The sequence below is a fragment of the Nocardia sp. NPDC005998 genome, from assembly GCF_040614395.1.
Lineage (GTDB): Bacteria > Actinomycetota > Actinomycetes > Mycobacteriales > Mycobacteriaceae > Nocardia.
On record NZ_JBEXUI010000002.1, the window covers coordinates 453,073 to 472,333 of the forward strand.

The 19,261-nt window shown below is 66.6% G+C and carries 14 protein-coding genes; 8 read left to right on the plus strand and 6 right to left on the minus strand.

Annotated features, from left to right (window positions below):
• The first annotated feature begins 461 nt into the window (after positions 1–461).
• The 4 genes from ABZ293_RS05690 (at position 462) to ABZ293_RS05705 (ending at position 5,965) form a co-directional block, all read left to right on the plus strand.
• Complete coding sequence (locus ABZ293_RS05690; RefSeq protein ID WP_355177875.1) at positions 462–2,639, plus strand: VWA domain-containing protein; 2,178 nt, start codon at positions 462–464, stop codon at positions 2,637–2,639.
• A gap of 570 nt (positions 2,640–3,209) precedes the next feature.
• Positions 3,210–3,824, plus strand: coding sequence for a cob(I)yrinic acid a,c-diamide adenosyltransferase (gene cobO / locus ABZ293_RS05695; RefSeq protein ID WP_355177584.1), 615 nt, complete (start codon positions 3,210–3,212; stop codon positions 3,822–3,824).
• A gap of 67 nt (positions 3,825–3,891) precedes the next feature.
• The gene (locus ABZ293_RS05700; protein ID WP_355177586.1) at positions 3,892–5,538 is read left to right on the plus strand and encodes a cobyrinate a,c-diamide synthase; all 1,647 of its coding nucleotides are present in this window, start codon (positions 3,892–3,894) and stop codon (positions 5,536–5,538) included.
• Between the two features lie 25 nt (positions 5,539–5,563).
• A complete protein-coding gene (locus ABZ293_RS05705; protein ID WP_355177877.1) occupies positions 5,564–5,965 on the plus strand; it encodes a cobalamin biosynthesis protein in 402 nt (133 codons plus the stop codon).
• 278 nt (positions 5,966–6,243) lie between these two features.
• On the opposite strand, the gene ABZ293_RS05710 is transcribed toward ABZ293_RS05705, so the two are convergent.
• Both ABZ293_RS05710 and ABZ293_RS05715 read right to left on the minus strand, forming a co-directional pair.
• Positions 6,244–7,293 (minus strand): hypothetical protein, encoded by a 1,050-nt coding sequence (locus ABZ293_RS05710; protein WP_355177588.1) that lies wholly within the window; start codon positions 7,291–7,293, stop codon positions 6,244–6,246.
• An 89-nt stretch (positions 7,294–7,382) separates the two neighbouring features.
• A complete protein-coding gene (locus ABZ293_RS05715; RefSeq protein ID WP_355177590.1) occupies positions 7,383–8,513 on the minus strand; it encodes a phosphotransferase family protein in 1,131 nt (376 codons plus the stop codon).
• A 163-nt stretch (positions 8,514–8,676) separates the two neighbouring features.
• On the opposite strand from ABZ293_RS05715, the gene ABZ293_RS05720 reads away from it, so the two are divergent.
• Positions 8,677–10,155 carry a DoxX family protein gene (locus ABZ293_RS05720; RefSeq protein WP_355177592.1) on the plus strand — a complete coding sequence of 493 codons (1,479 nt, stop codon included), beginning with the start codon at positions 8,677–8,679 and terminating at the stop codon, positions 10,153–10,155.
• Positions 10,156–10,177: 22 nt separating this feature from the next.
• Here the strand turns inward: ABZ293_RS05720 and ABZ293_RS05725 are convergent, their stop codons facing one another.
• Positions 10,178–11,137 (minus strand): 2-oxoglutarate and iron-dependent oxygenase domain-containing protein, encoded by a 960-nt coding sequence (locus ABZ293_RS05725; protein WP_355177594.1) that lies wholly within the window; start codon positions 11,135–11,137, stop codon positions 10,178–10,180.
• 64 nt (positions 11,138–11,201) lie between these two features.
• A complete protein-coding gene (locus tag ABZ293_RS05730) occupies positions 11,202–11,672 on the minus strand; it encodes a nucleoside deaminase (protein ID WP_355177596.1) in 471 nt (156 codons plus the stop codon).
• Positions 11,673–11,756: 84 nt separating this feature from the next.
• On the opposite strand from ABZ293_RS05730, the gene ABZ293_RS05735 reads away from it, so the two are divergent.
• The gene (locus ABZ293_RS05735; RefSeq protein WP_355177598.1) at positions 11,757–13,292 is read left to right on the plus strand and encodes a PucR family transcriptional regulator; all 1,536 of its coding nucleotides are present in this window, start codon (positions 11,757–11,759) and stop codon (positions 13,290–13,292) included.
• Between the two features lie 383 nt (positions 13,293–13,675).
• On the opposite strand, the gene ABZ293_RS05740 is transcribed toward ABZ293_RS05735, so the two are convergent.
• On the minus strand, positions 13,676–15,085 hold the full coding sequence (locus ABZ293_RS05740) for a cytosine permease (protein WP_355177600.1): 1,410 nt from the start codon (positions 15,083–15,085) through the stop codon (positions 13,676–13,678).
• An 87-nt stretch (positions 15,086–15,172) separates the two neighbouring features.
• A complete protein-coding gene (locus ABZ293_RS05745) occupies positions 15,173–16,132 on the minus strand; it encodes a hypothetical protein (RefSeq protein ID WP_355177602.1) in 960 nt (319 codons plus the stop codon).
• Between the two features lie 258 nt (positions 16,133–16,390).
• Between ABZ293_RS05745 and cobA the strand changes: the two genes are divergently transcribed.
• A complete protein-coding gene (gene cobA, locus ABZ293_RS05750) occupies positions 16,391–17,611 on the plus strand; it encodes a uroporphyrinogen-III C-methyltransferase (RefSeq protein WP_355177879.1) in 1,221 nt (406 codons plus the stop codon).
• A gap of 133 nt (positions 17,612–17,744) precedes the next feature.
• On the plus strand, positions 17,745–19,259 hold the full coding sequence (locus tag ABZ293_RS05755) for an MFS transporter (protein ID WP_355177881.1): 1,515 nt from the start codon (positions 17,745–17,747) through the stop codon (positions 19,257–19,259).
• Positions 19,260–19,261: the final 2 nt, after the last annotated feature.

The following is a 19,261-nucleotide window of genomic DNA, read 5'->3' on the forward strand; positions in this document are numbered from 1 at the left end:
CTTTGACGAGGTCGTGTGAGTTGGTCTGGGGAGCGCGTAGACGTGGTCCAGTGAGGTGGTCGTGTAGAGGCGGCCCGGGAGGTGGTCGCTGGGGAGCGCGGAGGCAGGCTTGCGAGTTGGTCTGCGGAGCGCGCTGACGCGGTCCAGTGAGGTGGTCCGCTGGGGAGCCCGTGGAGGCGGGCTTTGAGTTGGGGCTGCCGGCTTGTCGAGCATGGCGCTTTGTGCGGGCGGTGCGTGCTCGACCGGGCGCATGTTCAAGTTGCTACGTCGCACAGGTTGTGACGATGTGAGGCCATCGCCCGGGCATTGAGCTGCGAACGTCGCATGCGGTCCCGCCGCAGGGGTGCCGATCGACAGGCGCGCCGGATGCGCACGGCTCGGCGGCACGGTTCGGGCCGGTGGAGGGTGCTGCCGGGTGGCGGTTCCGGCGCGAATACAGTTGGGACGTGTCCCTGTCCCATATGGAAACCGCGCCGCATGCCCCCTCGCTGACCGGTTCGCGTCCGGATACCGACGGTGCTGCGGGATTCCCTTTCTCGGCGGTGGTCGGACAGGAACGGTTGCAGCTGGCGCTGATCCTGTGCGCGGTGCACCCCGGGATCGGCGGCGTGCTGGTGCGCGGAGAGAAGGGGACCGCGAAATCGACTGTGGTGCGGGCACTTGCGCAGTTACTGCCGCCCGTTGTCGATGAGACCGGTGCGCGGCCCGCTCGGCTGGTCGAACTACCCGTGGGCGCCACCGAGGACCGGGTGGTCGGGTCGCTGGATCTGGAGCGGGTGCTGCGCGATGGTGAGCAGGCGTTCCGGCCCGGGCTGCTGGCGGCCGCACATCACGGCGTGCTCTACGTCGACGAGGTGAATCTGCTGCACGACCACCTGGTCGACGTCCTGCTGGACGCCGCGGCCATGGGGCGGGTGCATATCGAGCGCGATGGGGTCTCGCATTCGCACCCCGCCCGATTCGTGCTGGTCGGCACCATGAATCCGGAGGAGGGTGAGCTACGGCCGCAGCTGCTGGACCGATTCGGGCTTACCGTCGACGTCGCGGCCTCGCGGAATGTGGACATCCGGATGGCGGTGGTGCGACGTCGCCTCGACTACGAGGCGGATCCGGCCGGGTTCGCGGGACGCTATGCCGCCGCCGATCGGGAAGTGGCCGAACGGATTCTCACCGCCCGCGATCGGGTCGCCGCTGTCGCACTCGACAATGTCGAGCTGCGGCGGATTGCCGCGCTGTGTGCATCTTTCGATGTCGATGGGATGCGGGCGGATCTGGTGGTCGCCAGAACCGCTACCGCGCATGCGGCTTGGCGTGGGGCGGATGCGGTGGCCGAGGAGGATGTGCGCGTCGCCGCTGAGCTGGCACTGCCGCATCGGCGGCGTCGGGATCCCTTCGATGAGCCGGGGATCAGCGAAGAGCAGCTGGATGAGGCGATGCGCGAGGCGGGGGAAGAGGCCGCGCGGGCCGAAAAGTCCGGTGGGCGTGACGAATTGGAGCAGTCGAGTTCGGGGGACGACGGCGCGGACAGCCATCCGGACGATGCGGCATCCGATGGCAGCCCGAGCGATGCCGACAACGCGGGTCTGAATGACCATCGGGACGATACGGCATCTGATGGCGGTCCGAGCGATGGCGATGACACCGGCCTGATCGACAACCTGGACGCGGATGGCAACGGTGGCCCGGATGGTGCAGGCCCCGACGATGATGCGGACGGACGTGGTCCCGATGACGATGGTCCGGATTCGCCGAGCGGCGGGCCCGGTGGCGGGCAATCGCCGTCCGCGCGCGTGGGGCGCACCGGCGCACCCACGACATCCGTTGTGACACCGCCACGTTGGGAGGTGCCAGGCGTCGGTGAGGGCGCGGCGGGTCGCCGTTCGCGTGCGCAGACCAGACAGGGCCGCACTGTTCGCTCCAGCGCCGACACCTCCGCTGGCCTACATCTGCTCGGCACCGTCTTCGCTGCCGCGCCGCATCAGCGTTCCCGTGGTCGCGCCGATGGGCCGTTGAGGTTGGCCGCCGATGATCTGCGCGGCGCGTATCGCGAAGGGCGCGAAGGCAATCTGGTCGTCTTCGTGGTCGACGCCTCCGGATCCATGGCGGCCCGGGATCGGCTTTCGGCGGTTACCGGCGCTGTGGTCGCGCTGCTGCGCGACGCTTATCAGCGACGCGACAAGGTCGCGGTGATCACCGTGCGCGGTCAGGAAGCCGAACTCGTCCTGCCGCCGACATCCTCGGTGGACATTGCCGTGCGCCGCCTGTCCGGCATGCGCACCGGCGGCAAAACCCCCCTCGCCGCAGGACTATTGAAGGCGCGCGAAGTCATACACCGCGAGCGCGTCCGCGATCCCCGCCGCCGCCCGATGCTGGTGCTCCTCACCGACGGCCGCGCCACCGGCGGCACCGACCCGGTCCTACGCGCCCGCGCCGCCGCGAATCTGCTCGCCAACGAGGCGATCACCTCGATCGTCGTCGACTGCGAACGCGGCATGATCCGCCTCGGCCTCGCCGCCGATCTGGCCCGCACCCTCCGCGCCGGATACCTGCAACTCGCCGAACTGACCGGCGATTCGGTAGCGAATGTCGTCCGTGCCGGATCGGGTCGTCCGGGTGTCAGTGCGACCCGAGCCGCATGATCGGGGTGCTGCCGCCTGGCCGCCGACGTGGCCCACGTAATGCGTGCCGGATATGTCTCGCTCGGCGAGCTGACCCGCGGTTCGGTAGCGGATGGCGTTCGCATCGGATCGGGTCGTCCGGGTGTCAGTGCGACCCGAGCCGCGTGATCGGTGTGCTGCCGCCTGGCGGTCGACCTGGCTCGCGCTCTACTGGCCGGATATCCCCAACTCGATGGGCTGACCGGCGATTCGGTCGCGGACTTCGTCCGCGCCCGGGCGGCTGTCGCAACGACCCGAGTCACCTGATCGTGTCGATGTCAGTGTCCTGCGTCGAATCCGCGGCGGGCCAACGATATTCGGCAATTCTGTACAAGTCGGCACCGCTTGATCGTGGTGACGCGACCGTCATTGGTCGAACCCGAGCGATCAGTGGTCGTTCCGGGCTTCGACGTACGATTCGCTCGGCGGCGACACCGAAGCCCACGCTGTCAGCTGTGACGGCAGAGCGTCGCATCAGTTTCGGTCGTACGACCGACGATATGCCCGCGAATCGCGAAGGCGCTCTGATCAATCGATTCCCAAGGAGTTTCAATGCCTAAGGGTGTGCCGGAGACGGTTCCGGATGATGGGCTGACCACCCGGCAGCGGCGCAATCAGCCGGTGCTCGCGGTGCATACCGGGCCGGGTAAGGGGAAGTCGACGGCCGCCTTCGGGATGGCATTGCGGGCGTGGAATCAGGGCTTCGATATAGCGGTATTCCAGTTCGTGAAGAGCGCCAAGTGGAAGGTCGGGGAGGAGGCCGCATTCCGCACGCTCGGCCGCCTACACGAGGAGACCGGCACCGGCGCACCGGTCGAATGGCACAAGATGGGCGAAGGCTGGTCCTGGACCCGCAAACAGGGCACCGATGAAGACCACGCCGCCGCAGCCCTAGCAGGCTGGCGCGAAATCGCCCGCAGACTAACCGCCGAACAACACCGCTTCTACGTCCTCGACGAATTCACCTACCCCCTCAAATGGGGCTGGATCGACATCAACGAGGTAGTAGACACCCTAAAAACCCGCCCCGGCACCCAACACATAGTCATCACCGGCCGCGACGCCCCCCAACCCCTACTCGACGCCGCCGACCTAGTAACCGAAATGACCAAACTCAAGCACCCCATGGACGCAGGCCGCAAAGGCCAACGAGGCATCGAATGGTGAACCCCGCGAGAATGCGCTGGTGCAGGTGGGTACTCGACGTTTGCCTGCACCAGTGCATGGTGATCAATTGACCAGCGGGGATTTGTTGGGGAGGCGCGTTCCGGCGGTGGTTATTGCGGCTCCGGCTTCGGGGAGTGGGAAGACGACGCTGGCTACGGGGTTGATCGGGGCGCTGCGGCGGGCAGGGCATCGGGTGGCGCCGTTCAAGGTGGGGCCGGATTACATCGATCCGGGATATCACGGGTTGGCTGCGGGGCGGCCGGGGCGCAATCTCGATCCGGTATTGGTTGGCGCGGAACGCGTTGTGCCGCTTTACCGGCACGGTGCGGATGGCTGTGATCTTGCGGTGGTCGAAGGTGTGATGGGGCTGTTCGACGGGCGCATCGACGAGAACCGATCCGGACCGATCGCCGAGGGATCCACCGCCCAGGTCGCCGGATTGCTCGGCGCCCCAGTGATATTGGTCGTCGATGCCCGCGGCCACAGCCAGAGCCTCGCCGCCCTACTGCACGGCTTCGCCACCTTCGACTCCGGGATCCGCCTGGGCGGCGTCATCCTGAATCGCGTCGGCAGCGAACGCCACGAGGAGGTCCTGCGCGCCGCCTGCGACCGGGTAGGCCTCCCCGTCCTCGGCTGCCTGCCCCGCATGACCGAACTAGAGGTCCCCTCCCGCCACCTGGGCCTCATCCCCGCCGTAGAGCACGGCCCCGCCGCCACCGCAGCCGTCGAAGCAATGACAAATCTCGTCGCCACCCACGTCGATCTCCCCGCCATAGCCCGCTTGGCCCACACAACCGTCACCGGCCCCGCATGGGATCCAGCCACCGCGATCCACGCCGCCGCGGAGTCGCTGTCCGAACGGGATGCACTCGCCGAGAGGAGCGCGTCGCGGCCGGAAACAGGCGCGTCGCAATCGATCACTGGTCGAAGTGATGCGGTTGCCACGGGATCGGGTCGTACCGGAGCGGTGGGAGTCGCCGGGGGCGTGAGCGATGCGGCGGTGGTGGGCACGAGTCGTGGGATTGCGGTGGGCGGTGTGACGGCGCCGGGGGACGGCGGTGGGGCTGCGGGGGTGGGGCTCGGCCCGGTGATCGCGATAGCCGGTGGGCCCGCGTTCACGTTTGGGTATGCCGAGCATCGGGAGTTGTTGGCGGCGGCGGGGGCTCGGGTTGTGGTTTTCGATCCGATGCGTGATGAACTTCCCTCTGGTACATCGGGATTGGTGTTGCCGGGTGGATTTCCGGAGGAACATGCGGCGGAATTGGCGGCGAATACTCAGCTGTTGGCGCAGGTGGGTGCCGGTGCGCGGGCCGGGCTTCCGGTGCATGCCGAATGCGCCGGGCTGCTGTATCTGACCCGCTCGCTCGACGGACACCCGATGGCGGGTGTGGTCGACGCAACGGCGGAATTCGGCCCCCGCCTTACCCTTGGCTACCGAGATGCCGTGGCACTCACCGATTCCGCACTGTGGCGAGCGGGCGAGCGCGTACGCGGCCACGAATTCCACCGCACCCGACTGGTGACCTCCGGCACCGACGCCCCCGCGTGGGGCTGGCACACCGCAGGCGACCGCATCCGCGAGGGCGCCCTCATCCACCGCGTACACGCCTCTTACCTACATACCCACCCCGCCGGAAATCCCGAAGCCACAAGCCGTTTCGTCGCCGCAGCCGCCCACTACACCCGAACTCGTGCCGCCGTTCGGCACCCCTGAGGTGCGAGCCGACGCATCGGCGAATGTGGTCGCATCGCCCAATAGGCAAGCGCGATCACCTGATTTGGCTGTCGGGATCGGGTTCCGGCCCGGGACATCGAGCGAACGCCTGCTGGCTGCGCTGCGAGAAGTGATGGGTGACAAGCCCATTGCCTGTCTCGCGACCATCGACCGGCGTGCTGGGGAGCGTGGCCTGCTCGGTGTCGCGAGCCGGTTGGGTGCTTCGGTCCGTGCCTATGCAGCGGCCGAACTTGCCGAGGTTGATGTTCCCAATCCCTCGGCCCGCACCGGCGACGCGCTCGGTACGGCAAGCGTCGCGGAGGCCGCCGCGCTGCTCGCCGCCGGTGGGCCGCTTGTTATTCCCAGGCGGACGGTCGATGGAATCGTGATTGCCGCCGCGCTCGTCGCCGAATCGCCTTCGGCATAACACAAGTTCAACCTCTGGATGAACGGGCAGCCTGCAGACGTGCCCGGCCAGACGTGCCCGGCCAGACGTGCCCGGCCAGACGTGCCCGGCCAGACGTGCCTTGCCTGCTTATACGTGCCCGGCCCAGATGAGCCCGCTCAGACGCACCTGTGCGAAGAAGCTACTCGGGACGTGCCCGCCCGCTCGGACGTGCCCGCCGGCTCGGACGTGCCCGCCGGCTCGGATGTGCCCGCCGGCTCGGACGTGCCCGCCGGCTCGGACGTGCCCGCCCGGAAACCCTACGGCGCCACGGAACCCCAGTCGGCGAAGCCGGTCGGATCGTGCCGCCCGAGACTCGCGTGCTCGAACAAACCCCACCCCTCGGACTCCCCGCAGCGGGCATGCGCGACGTGGTCGATGACGCCGAAGGGGATGCGGCTTGCGATGGCCGGGTCGGTGAGGTCGTAGGTGCTGTTCGAGGACCAGTCGCGGCCCATCCAGCGGCCGTGCAGCCAGTCCGGGTCGCCGCCGTAGCCGCAGCCGACGTGCAGGGGGACATTGGTGACGGTGCGGATCTCGACCTCGAGCGGCTTACCGTCCTGGGTGGTGAGCTCCAATCGGGCGCCTACAGGATGTCTTGTGCCGGAACGGTATTCGATGTGGTAGCGCGGCCATCCCAACTGTTCGGTGCGGCCGTCCGGGAAGACCCGGACGGCGTCGTTGAGGGTGCGCTTGCCGTCGGGCTCCTCCTGCAGAATCACCACGATGGCGAAATCGTCGAAGCGAATCGGCACATACATCCACCAGAATCCGCCCGAGGGTTCGGCGGCGGCGCGGCCGGGCGGCTCGGGTTCGCCGACCGGGCGGATGCCCCAGGAGCGGTCCCTGGTGCCCATCCAGACGGCCGGGTCGATGGTGAGGTCCGTGCCGTCGACGTGCAGTGTCCCCTCCCACGAGCCGACCTGCGCGAAACGGGTCGCCTGGATGATCGGACGATTGCCGTTGAGGATCAGATGCGGTTGTTCCTCGACGGTGGGAAACGATCCGTGCCAGGTGAGGTCGAAGCCGAGATCGTCGTGCTCGCAGACCACCCGGATCCGCTGCAGCGGTTCCTGTACCTCGATGCGGTAGCCGCCGACGCTCAGGTCGATGCCGCGATCACCGAGCGCGTCGGAGAAGCGGACCGTGCGCTGGATATCACCGCGCCGCACGCAGGCGTACGCGTCGATCACCCCGAGGTTCGGATAGACACCGCCGCCGGTGACGAAGAAGGTGCCGCCATCGCGGTCGTGACCGTTGAAATAGCTTCGGTCGTAGAAGTTCCGGTCGCTGCTGGCGACTCGGGCCATCGACAGATGTGTCTGGTGGATGGGGTATTCATCAAGGGGCGAAGGCGCGGAGCCTGCGGAGCGACCCTCGGGTACAGCCATGATTTCCTCTAATCCCATTCGTAGGTTCCGTCGAGCAGCGCCTCCAGGCTTGCCCGGTGCATTACGTAGTCGTCGCGATCGGGAGTGTCGGTATCCTCGCCGAAGTGGATCATCCGGCGCTTGACCCTGGCCATGACGATCGCGTGCCGCAGCGCCGCGTAGACGATGTAGAAGTCGAGATCGCGAACCGTATATCCGGTGATCTCTTCGTATTTCGCGACAACGTCCGCGCGTCGCAGGAAGTCCGGCAGCCCCGGCTGGTCGAAGCGGGTGGCGATGTCCTGGAAGAAGCGGTGAATGAAGATGAGCCAGGCGATATCCAGTTCACGCGGGCCGAGTCCGGCCATTTCCCAGTCGAGTACGCCGACCGGGGTGAATCCGTCGTACAGCACATTGCCGGGTCGGGAGTCGCCCCAGCTCAGTACGTCGGGGCCGGGATCGGCGGGCCAGTGCGCGTCGAGCCAGTCGAAGGTCCGCTCGATCAGCGGGATCGGGTAGCCGTCATCGGCCAATGCCCAGCGATACCAGTTCCGATGCCATTCGACATGGCGGCGCAGTGCCTGCCCGGGACCGTCCAGCATCGGGAATCGTGTTGCCGGGTCCGGGATTTCGTGCACCTTCGCGATGACCTCGACGGTCTTCGCGGTCAGTTCGGCCCGCTCCTGCGGACTCGCGTCGAACAGCCAGCCGATGAACACATACGGCGGATTGTCCGAGGGCACCCGGCCCTCGATCTGGCGCATTACGAAAAACTTTGTGCCGAGCGCCTTCTCGTCGGTCTCCAGCCAGCACAGTTCGGGCACCGGCACCTCCGAGGCCGCCGCGACCCCTGCCATGATCCGGTATTGCAGTTCCAGGTCATAGGTTTCGAAGACCGGGAACGAATCGGCATCCGGGGTCATCCTGGCCACGAACGAGCCGTGCTCGGTCTGCCCGCCCACACTCCATTCGGCGTCGAACAGCACCGTCGGACTCGACATCCCGGCGCCCTGCGGCCGCGACAGCGCCGAGATCTTGGGCGGGTGATCCGCTCCGACCCTGCCGCCCAGCCAACGGGACAGATCCTCGGCGAGGGTGTCGAGGTCCCGCGCGCTGACGGTCAGCTGCCGCCGCGCGGTGGGGTCCGGATCTTCGGCCATTCTCTGTCCTCCTGACGCATGTGCCTGCGGCGACTGTAACGCGTTCTAGTTGGCGCTTACCGCAAAAATTAGAAGAAAACCTACGACCCTCACTGGGTGAAATTCGGTATTGACATTCCAGCGCGCCGAGTGGTCGGCGGGCGGGCGGTCATACTTCCGGCGGATGCGCATACCCCGGTGGGTCGGGGTGGAGATCGGGGTTTTCCTGGAAGCGCGTGGGGTGAGCGCCCGGATACCGTCGGCAGACGTGGCGTCGTTGGGTGAGAGTGAGGGGATCGATGTGAGTGTGGTCGGTACGGAGGTTCTGGATCGGGAAGACAGCGTCACACCGCTCGGGGAGCCGGCTCGGTGGAATCCGTTGGCCCAGATTGTGTTCCGATTCTGCTTCGTCTATTTCGGCCTGTTCTGCCTGCTGTTTTCCCAGATTCCTTTCGCATTCGCCGGACTACTGGTCGATTCCCTGCCCGACAACGCGGCGCTCTGGGAATTTCGCGTGATGAGCCCGGTCATCGAATGGGCCGGGCGAGGGTTCTTCGATACCGAAGTAGTGTTGCGGGAGAATTCCGGCAGCGGCGATCAGTGGTTCTTCTGGTCGTTCGTCTACTGCTTGCTGATCGTCGCGGCGGTGGCGACGCTCATCTGGACGGTGCTGGACCGGCACCGGCCGAACTATCAGCGGCTGCAGGCCTGGTTCCTGCTCTTCATCCGGATCTGCCTGGGCGGGCAGATGCTGCTGTACGGGTTCGCCAAGGCGATTCCGACGCAGATGCCCGAGCCCTCGCTCGCCAAACTGCTGCAACCATACGGTGAGTTCAGCCCCGCCTCGGTGCTGTGGCATCAGGTCGGGAGTGCACCGACCTACGAGATCTTGCTCGGCTGCGCGGAAGTGCTCGGCGGGCTCTTGCTTTTCGTGCCGCGCACCGCGACGATCGGCGCGATGTTGAGCCTGGTGAGCTTGGCCCAGGTCTTCGTGCTCAATATGACCTTCGACGTCCCGGTCAAGATCCTGGCCTTCCACCTCATGCTGCTGAGCATGGTCCTGCTGGCGCCGCAGGCGCGGCGGCTGGCGAATGTGCTGGTGCTGAACCGGCCGTCCGAACCAGCCACGCAACCGGATCCCTTCCGCGGCAACCGAACTCGATGGATAGCGATCGCACTGCAGGTCGCGCTCGGGGTGTGGATGGCATTGGGTTTCGTGCACACGGGGCTGAAGTACTGGAACGAGGGCGGCGGTGGCAGCCCGAAGCCGCCGCTGTACGGGATCTGGACGGTATCGGAGTTCACCCAGGACGGGGCGCCGGTTCCGCCGCTGACCACCGATGAAACACGTTGGCAGCGAGTCGTTTTCGATGTGCTGGGCATGACCTATCAGAAAATGGACGGCACACTTGTGCCGGTCGTTCCCGCTGTCGACACCGCCGCACATACGATCGCGGTATCCGCGCCGCCGCAGCGCCCGGACGCGCAGCCGAGTTCGATCGCCATGTTCACCTTCGAACAGCCCACACCCGACCGCCTGACGCTGAACGGGCAGTTGAACGGTCGCCCGGTGACCATTTCCCTGCAGCAGGTCGATCTGAACAGCTTCCCGCTGCGCGGCCGTGGGTTCAATTGGGTGCAGGACTACCCGTACTTCCGCTGAAATCCCTTGCCGGAGTGGCGGATCAGCCGATGGTGATGGCATCCAGCCTGGTGCGCAGGAAGGCGGCCGACACCACCGGTTGCAGTCCGCTCACCCGGCCGATCGGCGGCTCGAGCGGGGTGACCACGGCATCGTGATCGAGTTCGTAGAAGTAGATCAGCGAGACCAGATCCTCCTCGGGCGCTTCCGGTTGCGGTGGCTGCACCCGATGCCTGCCGGACGGCCAGCGTTCGCCGCTCCAATAGGCGAGCAGGTCACCGATATTCACGGTCAGCGCGGCCGGATCGTAGGGTGCGTCGGCCCAGCCTCCGGCTTCGGTGTAGATCTGCAATCCGCCTGCGCCGGGCTCGCGATCGAGCACGGTGACCGTGCCGAAATCGGTATGCGGGCCGATGCGGTACTGACCGGGTTCAGGCGCGCCGACCGCGCTGAGCGGCGGGTAGTGGTTGATATTGCAGGTCCAGGTAGGACGTGCGGCCAGACCCTGGAAAGGGTTGGCGGGCAACTCGAGTGCGGCGGCGAAGAGAGCGAGCAGTTCATCGGAGAGGGTGCGCATGGCGGCGGTGTAGGCGGTCATCAGCTCGCGCAGTTCGATCACCTCCTCGGGCCAGACATTGGGCAGGAACCAGACCTCGTCGACCTCGGGATCGCCGGTGCGGGTGTCGGCGCCGACGGCGTAGGTCTCCTTGAGATCGGGTGGCGTTTCGGTGCCCTCGGCATAACCGTTGGCCTCCTTGCCGGGACCGATCCAGCCACGGCCGCCGACGGTGACCGCATAGCGCTGCTTGACCTCGTCCGGTAGCGCGAAGAAGCGGCGGGCCGCCGCGCGCACCTGCGCGGGCAATTCCGCCGGTATGCCGTGCCCATAGACGAGCAGAAATCCGGCGCGACGCAACCCCAAGTCCACATCGCGTTCGACTTCGGCGGCGGCCGATCCGCCCACCCGCCACCGGGCGAGGTCGATCGAGGCGATCGCGTTCATGCTTCGGTCCCTTCTGTTCGGCCAGCGCTACCGTGCGGGAATGCTCGACGGAAGTGTTCTGTCGCTATGCGTCGATCTGGTCGGACACTCCGATGTCTTCGTGCCAGAGCAGTGGTTGGTCGGCGATGAACTCGGTCATCAGGTCGATGCAGCGCTGGTCTTCGAGCACGGTCACCGCGACGCCGTGTTCGGCCAGCCAGTCGTGACCGCCGTGGAAGGTCTGCGACTCCCCGATGATGACCGCTCCGATGCCGAACTGGCGTACCAGCCCGCTGCAGTACCAGCAGGGCGACAGGGTGGTCACCATGATGGTCGAGCCGTAGTCGCGGCGACGGCCCGCATTGCGAAACGCATCGGTCTCGGCGTGGATGCTGGGGTCGTCGGACTGCACCCGGCGGTTGTGCCCGCGTCCGAGCAGAGTGCCGTCCGCCGCGAACAGGGCCGCGCCGATCGGGATCCCGCCTTCCGCCAGCCCCCGCAGCGCCTCGTCATAAGCCACCGCTAGCAGTTGCTGTGCCGTTATCGCCTGCGTCATGGCTCCAACCTCCAGGAACCGGGCGGCTATCGCAACGTACAGTTCGTCCGCTCAGATCAACGGCCGGAGTGACAAGATGACCATATGTTGCCCACCGTCCGCGAGCTACTCGCCGACCAGTTCAGTGCGGCCGATCCGCTCGTTCTCGCTGGTCACCGTAGATTGGGGCGGTCGGTTCGCTGGGTGCACTCCAGCGAGATCTACGAGATCAGCCCGCTGCTGTCCGGTGGTGAACTGCTGCTCACCACCGGCCTGGGCCTGGCCGGTGTCGATGCGGGGACGCGGCGGCACTATCTGCGCGAGATCGCGGGCCGCGGGGTCACCGGGGTGGCGTTCGAGTTGGGGCGCACCTTCGACGCGATGCCGCCGGATATGGTCGCGGAGGCCTCGCGCAATGGGCTGCCGCTGATCGCGCTGCGCGCTGTGGTGCCGTTCATCGACCTGTGCCGGGCGGCCAATACCGAGATCGTGTCGCGCGAGGTGTCGGCGCTGCGTTTGCTCAACGAGCTCGCGCGCGATGTCACCAGGGAGCTCGCGGCGGGTAACGGGTTGGCGCATCTGCTCGCCAGGATCGGTGCGACTACCGGCTGTGCGTTGATCGTGACCAGCGGCAATGGTGCGTTGATCGCGGCGCACGGCGTCGATGATGATCGATCGGCGTGGGCCGCCGTCGAAGCGGCGGTCGCCTCGGCGCCGATCCGTGCGCGGGAGAACAACTGGGGAACGCTCACGGCGGGACCGGGATCCGTGCTCGACGAGGCCACGCTGGCGCAGGTGCTGGAGCAGTCCGCGCCGAGCCTCGGCTTGGCCCTGACGAATTCGGGTGCGCCGACCGGTCGGCCGCAGCTTGCGGCGATGACCCTGCTGGCGGATCTATTGGACGGCAAGCCGATTCGGCAGGCGGATCTGAAGGTGCGCGGTACCGCAGCCGGAGTTCCTGCGCTGTCGGGACGGATACTGGTCCCGGTTGCGCTCGACGCGCCTGATGCGCGTATTGCCGCGCGTCTATTGGATACCGCGGCAAAGGAACTCGGTAGGTCGGGGCTGGTCGGGGAGGTTCATGCCACGACGTATGGGCTGCTCACGGTCGAGCGAGGTGGTGCGGATCCGGTCGGTGAGACAGTACGCGTACTGCGAAAGTCGTTTGCCACCAATACCGTCGAAGGGGTCACGATCGTGGTCGGCGATCCTTGTGAGTTCACCGCACCCGCACTCACCGGCTCGCTGCAAGCCACACGCGCCGCACTCCGGCTCGCGACGCTTCATCGCCGGGATCGGCTGGCGGGCGGTCCGATCTCGACCTGCCGTGAGCTGGCCACTGAGTTGGTGGTCGAATCTCTGCCGGAATCCGAACGAACTCGCTTGATAGCCACCACCGTCGCACCCCTGATCGCCTGGGACGCAAGCCATCACAGCGATTTGTCCCGCACCCTGGAGGTCTACCTCCGGCACGGCGCCAGCCCGACTCGCAGCGCCACCGCCTTGCATATCGGACGCCAATCTCTCTACCAACGCCTCGACCGCATCCGCGAACTCCTCGGTTACGACCCGAGCGACCCGGCATTGGCCGGAACTTTGCTGCTAGCCCTGTGCGCCCACCGACTCGCCGCAGTGCGCTGACGCGCCGTAGGCGTCGGAAAATCCCAGCAATACAGCAGTTTTCGTCGGTGGGCTCACGTACGGTGATGCCACCTCTCTTCGAGGGGCGGAGGACTCGGTCCTACTCCGCGCCCAGAAGGGAGGTGGTGGGGATGGCGAAACATCGCCGGAAAAAGAGCAAGGCCCCGGTCGACTACGGCATCTGTCTCGGATTAGCTGCCGTCATCGCCGGGGCCCTCGTTCTGGTCCGCTGGTTGCGGGCTAAGTAAACCCCATAAGATGGGACGTCGTAGCAGCGGCGTCCCATCGCCAGCATCACTCGCGTGATAGCTCAACTGTACGGCCTACGCCTGATCAGGTCCACTGAATCGGCGATCGTCGGCCCATATACCGCCCCGACACGGTCACTCGGTAGCCGCGGCGACCGAATCGTCGGCAGAGTTACCCGGCCGCGCGAGCAGCAAATAGGCGGCTCCAGAAAGCAGGAAGCCGACGAAGAAGGTGATATCGCCGAGGTCCGGTAGCTCGCGAACCGCGTAGCCGGTGAACTTGGCTTGGTTGGAAAACAACAATACGGAGATGACCAGACCGATCAGGAATGCTGCCACACCACCCCAATTGGTGTAGGAGCGGTTGTACAGCAGACCGTCGAGTTTGCGGCCGTGTCGCAGGTATTGGTCAGCGAACATGACGCCGAGCCAGGGACCGATCCAGTAGGCGACGACGAGCAGGAACGCTTCGTAGCTGGCTGCCGCATCGGGCAGTGCCCACCACGCGACCAGAAATCCGATAGCGCCGAACGCGATCGATACAACGGCCCGCTGGGTACGCAGCGGCAACTTGACACCAATTGTCACGAAAGCCATTGCACCCGAATACACATTGAGCGCATTGGCGGCGACGGCCCCGATGGCGATCGCCAACAATGTCAGATCGGCAAGCGCCGTAGGCAGATTCGCCGTGAAGATATCGGTCGGACTGCCGGCAACCGTGCTGGTGATGGTCGCCGAGGCGGCACCGAGCACCGACAGCCACAGGCAGGAGACGAACAATCCGGCCGCCGCGTATCCGCCCGTCGCGACCTTCGACACCGTGGCGGGCAGATAGCGAGAGTAGTCCGCCGCGTATGGATTCCAGCCACCCGCGTACCCGAACGCGGTGCCGACGGTGAGCAGGAACCCGCCGATACCGCCCACGCCACCGGACGGCGCCGCGGCACCTAGGTCGGCCTTGGTGAAGATCACGACCGTCACGATCAGGAACACCATGGCCAGCACCGGGAACACGATCCGCTCGAACGCGTGCACCAAATTGTGACCGGAGACGGCAAATCCGGTCTGCGCCACCACGATCAGCGCCAGTGCGGCGACTTTGGGCATCCCGGTCAGTGTGCTCAGCGCGAACGCACCGCTGACGCTATTGGTGGCGAACCAGCCGACGCCGCACATGATCGACATGAATGCCGCGGGCAGCGCGTTGCCGCGATAGCCGAATGCCGTACGGCCCAAGACCATTTGCGGCACACCGAATAGTGGGCCACGCGCGGACAATGCGTAATGTGCGGCCGCGCCGAGTCCGACGCCGACTGCCAGCCCGAGTCCGGCTTGCCAGAAGTTCATGCCGAAGGCGGTCACCGACAGCACGCCGATGAAGATGGTGGCGAACTCCAGGTTCGGTGAGGTCCAGGTCCAGAAGAGTTGGCGCGGGGTGCCGTGCCGCGCGTCGTCGGGAATGTATTCGTTGCCGCCCGGTTCCACCGCGATGACGCGATCGGCGTATTCGGAGGCCAGCGGCGTGTCATCGGTCAATGCCATCCCTGAACACTGGTTGCTGACCGGGTTCCGGACAACCGTCGAATCGTACGCCAGCGCGAGCTTCGCTGCGGACAGTTCGTCGCGACGTCAGTGCACTGTGCTGGTTTGGTTGCTCCAGTTCGGTGATGAGGCCAGAAATGGGCCGGTGCCCGTGACGAATATGCTGCGGGCGGTGGTGTCGCCACGGAGTTCGGCCAGCAGCCAGGCGGTCGGATAGCCCAGGTATCCGTACACCCCGGTGGTGCACGAGAAGGAAGCTCGAGCGCAGTCCGGTTGGCCCTGAATATCGTTGTGGTTCAACCCGTTCAGCGTGCCCCATGCCTTCGGCACGGTTGCCGCCTCGTAATACGCCCGATTCGACTGCAACCCGCTGGACTCCCACGGCCGTAGCTGATCCGACGGTGAAATGAATGTATCCGCCGAGCCGTTCACCAAGAACAGCGAACCCGAACTCAGGCTTCGAGTGTCGGCACAGGTGCCCGAGCACCAGATCCGGGCGGGCAATTCGAACGGAATCACGGTCTTGATCGCCCCGGCCGATTTGATCATCGCGTTGAGTACACCGTTCGCGCCTTGCGAATGGCCCAGCGCGCCGACCGCCGTCGGGTCCAGCTTTCCGAAGAATGCGCTCGACGGATCCTGTGCTCGGTCCAGCAGGTAGGTGAGCGACGAGAGTATGTCGACCCCGGACCCGGTCTGCCGATTCTCCGTCGCGATCACGACGAATCCCCACGACGCCAAATGTCGCAGCAGATGGCCGTATTGGCTCGGCACCGCATCGGTGCCGTTGCCCCACACCACGATCGGATGCCGAGTAGCACCGAGATCGCTCGGGTACCAGATGTCGTACTCGGCCCCCGTCGAATCACAACAACCGAATCCGATCTCTTCGGTGACCTCCGAGGGGCCCGCCTGGAAGTACATCGATTCGACTCCGTCGGCAGGCGTATAGGCCGCCGGATCCGCCTGCGCGCTACCACCCGTCGCGAGCCAGCCGATCAACAGCACCGATACCGCCGCACGGACCACCCGGCCCCAGCGATTCATGTGCCGAAGTATAAGGACCGCTCGAGCCGAAATCTGGTTGGGGCAAGGACCGTCGGCATCCGCCTGATGTCGGCCTGCCTGCTGGTCGCGGATCGCCAGCTCACGGGCGATGCCTTGCCGCGCAGTTGCTGTGGCGGGTGAGTGCCGAGAGCGCACACGCAGGACGTAGGCTCGAACACTGTGCCGAACACGCCTGTACCCACCGATGACCAGTCGGAACACGACTCCGATGCGCGTCCAGCCAGCGATCCGAACTACCTGGTCGGGCTCGATCTCAATGGGCGGCGTGTGGTCGTGGTCGGTGGCGGGACGGTGGCGCAGCGCAGGCTCGGGTTGCTGATCGCATCCGGGGCGGATGTGCATGTGGTCAGTCGCGAAGTCACCCCGGCGGTGGAGGGTATGGCGACATCGGGGCAGCTCACGCTGACCTTGCGTGCCTATGCCGATGGCGATCTGGATGGCGCCTGGTACGCGATCGCCTGCACCGATGAACCGGAGACCAATGCCGCGGTGGTCGAGGAGGCCACCCGGCGGCGGATCTTCTGTGTGCGCGCCGACAGTGCCCGGCTCGGCACCGCGGTGACTCCCGCGACCGCCCGGCACGACGGACTCACCCTCGGTGTGCTGGCCGGTGGCCAGCATCGGCGCTCGGCGGCGGTGCGCAATGCGCTGCTGGAGGCGCTGCAATCGGGTGTGGTGATCGATGATTCGACGCCGATCACCCCGGGCGTCGCGCTGGTCGGCGGCGGTCCCGGCGATCCGGATCTGATCACGGTGCGCGGCCGCCGCCTGCTCGCGCGCGCGAATCTCGTTGTCGCCGACCGGCTCGCACCGCCGGAGCTGCTGGCCGAACTCGGTCCTGATGTCGAGGTGATCGATGCGGCGAAGATTCCGTACGGGCGGGCCATGGCGCAGGAGGCGATCAATTCCGCGCTGATCGAGGGTGCGAAGGCGGGCAAATTCGTGGTGCGGCTCAAGGGTGGCGACCCGTATGTCTTCGGCCGTGGCTATGAGGAACTCGAGGCCTGCGTCGAGGCGGGCGTTCCGGTGACCGTGGTACCGGGTATCACCAGCCCCATCTCCGTCCCCGCCGCCGCGGGCATCCCGGTGACCCATCGCGGCGTCACCCATGAGTTCGTCGTGGTGAGCGGCCATGTCGCACCCGACCACCCGGATTCGCTTGTCGACTGGCCCGCCCTGGCCCGGCTGCGCGGCACGATCGTGCTGATGATGGCGGTCGAGCGCATCGAACAATTCGCGACCGCGCTGATCGAGGGCGGCCGCCCCGCCGACACCCCGGCGACCGTCATCCAGGAGGGGACCCTGCGCACCCAGCGCGTCCTGCGCGCCGACCTCGGCACCGTCGCCGCCCGCGTCCGCGAGGAGGGCATCCGCCCGCCCGCGATCGTCGTCATCGGCCCCACGGCAGGTTTTTCGGCCGATTCCGTCGAGCCGCGCGCCGCGTCATCGGCCGAGTAGCACAGACAATTGGGGCTTGTCACAAGGCCCAGCGGCTTCCGCTATGACTGCGCGAATCGCACCCGCGCGGGCGCGGAGGTGAGACCGGTATCAATTACAGTGGCTCACCGTGCTCGATAATCCCGCGGCGACGATGAAGTATCCGGTGACGGAGCGGGCCTTTGGTCTCGCGATTCTGGTGTTGAGCGGGTTGCAGCTGATGGTTGTGCTCGACGGCACGGTGGTGATCTTCGCCCTGCCGCGACTGCAGCAGGAGATGGGGATGACCAGCGCGGGGGCCGCATGGACGGTGACCTCGTACGGACTGACCTTCGCCGGTCTCATGCTGCTCGGCGGGCGACTCGGCGATGCATTCGGGCGTAAGCGGATGCTGATGGTCGGCGTCGGATTGTTCACGGTCGCGTCGCTGCTCTGCGGACTCGCGCAGAGTCAGGCCATGCTGATCGCGGCGCGCGCGGTACAGGGTGCGGGTGCCGCGATCGCGGCGCCGACGGCGTTCGCGCTGGTGGCGACGACCTTCGCGCCCGGAAAGGCGCGCAATCAGGCGATCGCGTTCGTCGGCTCGATGGTCGGTATCGGCTCGGTCGGCGGTCTGGTGGTCGGCGGTGCACTGACCCAGTTGTCCTGGCGCTGGATCTTCCTGATCAATGTGCCGATCGGCACATTGATCATCATCGGTGCGCTGTTCCAGCTCGCGGACACCGAACACCACCGGTCCCCACTCGATATCCGCGGCGCGGTGCTCGGCACCCTGGCCTGCGCCTCGATCGTCTTCGGCGCGACCGAAGGGCCGGAAATGGGCTGGGGCAGTCCGGCGATCATCGGCGCGCTGGTGGCGGGTGTGGTGCTGCTCATCGTCTTCGTGGTCGTGGAGCGCACCGTCGACGATCCACTGCTGCCGTGGTCGCTGTTCGACAGCCGCGATCGGATCACCACCTTCGCACTGATCTTCCTGGCCGGTGGTGTGCTCGGCGCGATGACGTTCTTTGTCGCACAGTTTCTGCAGAATGTGCTCGGCTACGGCCCGCTGGTGGCCGGTGTCGCCTCGATTCCGTTCACGATCGGGATCGGCGTCGGCGGCGCGCTGGCCTCCAAGGCGGCGTTGGTCGTCGCACCGCGCTGGCTGCTGTGCGGCTCCGCGTTCGTGTTGTCGGCCGGACTGCTGGTCGGTTCGCAGCTCGATGGCGGTGTGAGCTACCTGACCGTCCTGCTGCCGCTGCTGATCGTGATCGGTTTCGGCGTCGGCGTCGCGATGGTGCTCGCGCCGCTGTGCGTGTTGGTCGGTGTGCCGCCGTCGGATATCGGTCCGCTGTCGGCGGTGGGCCAGATGTTCATGAATTTGGCGACGCCGGTATTCATCGGGCTGCTCACTCCGATCGCGGCCTCGCGCACGATGTCCATGGGCGGGCGCACCGGAAAGGCGGCGGATATGAACGAGGCCGAGATCTTCGCGCTCGGCAGCGGGTACACGCTGGTCCTCGCGGTCTGCTCACTCGTCGCGGTCGCGGCCGGCTTCATCGCGCTGATGCTGCGTTTCACGCCGACACAACTGGCCGAGGCGCAGCATGCGCAGGAGGAATCGCAGCGGACCGGGTCCATGCCGGTCATCCCGCGGACCGGGCCGATTCCGGTCATCCGTCGGTCCTGACT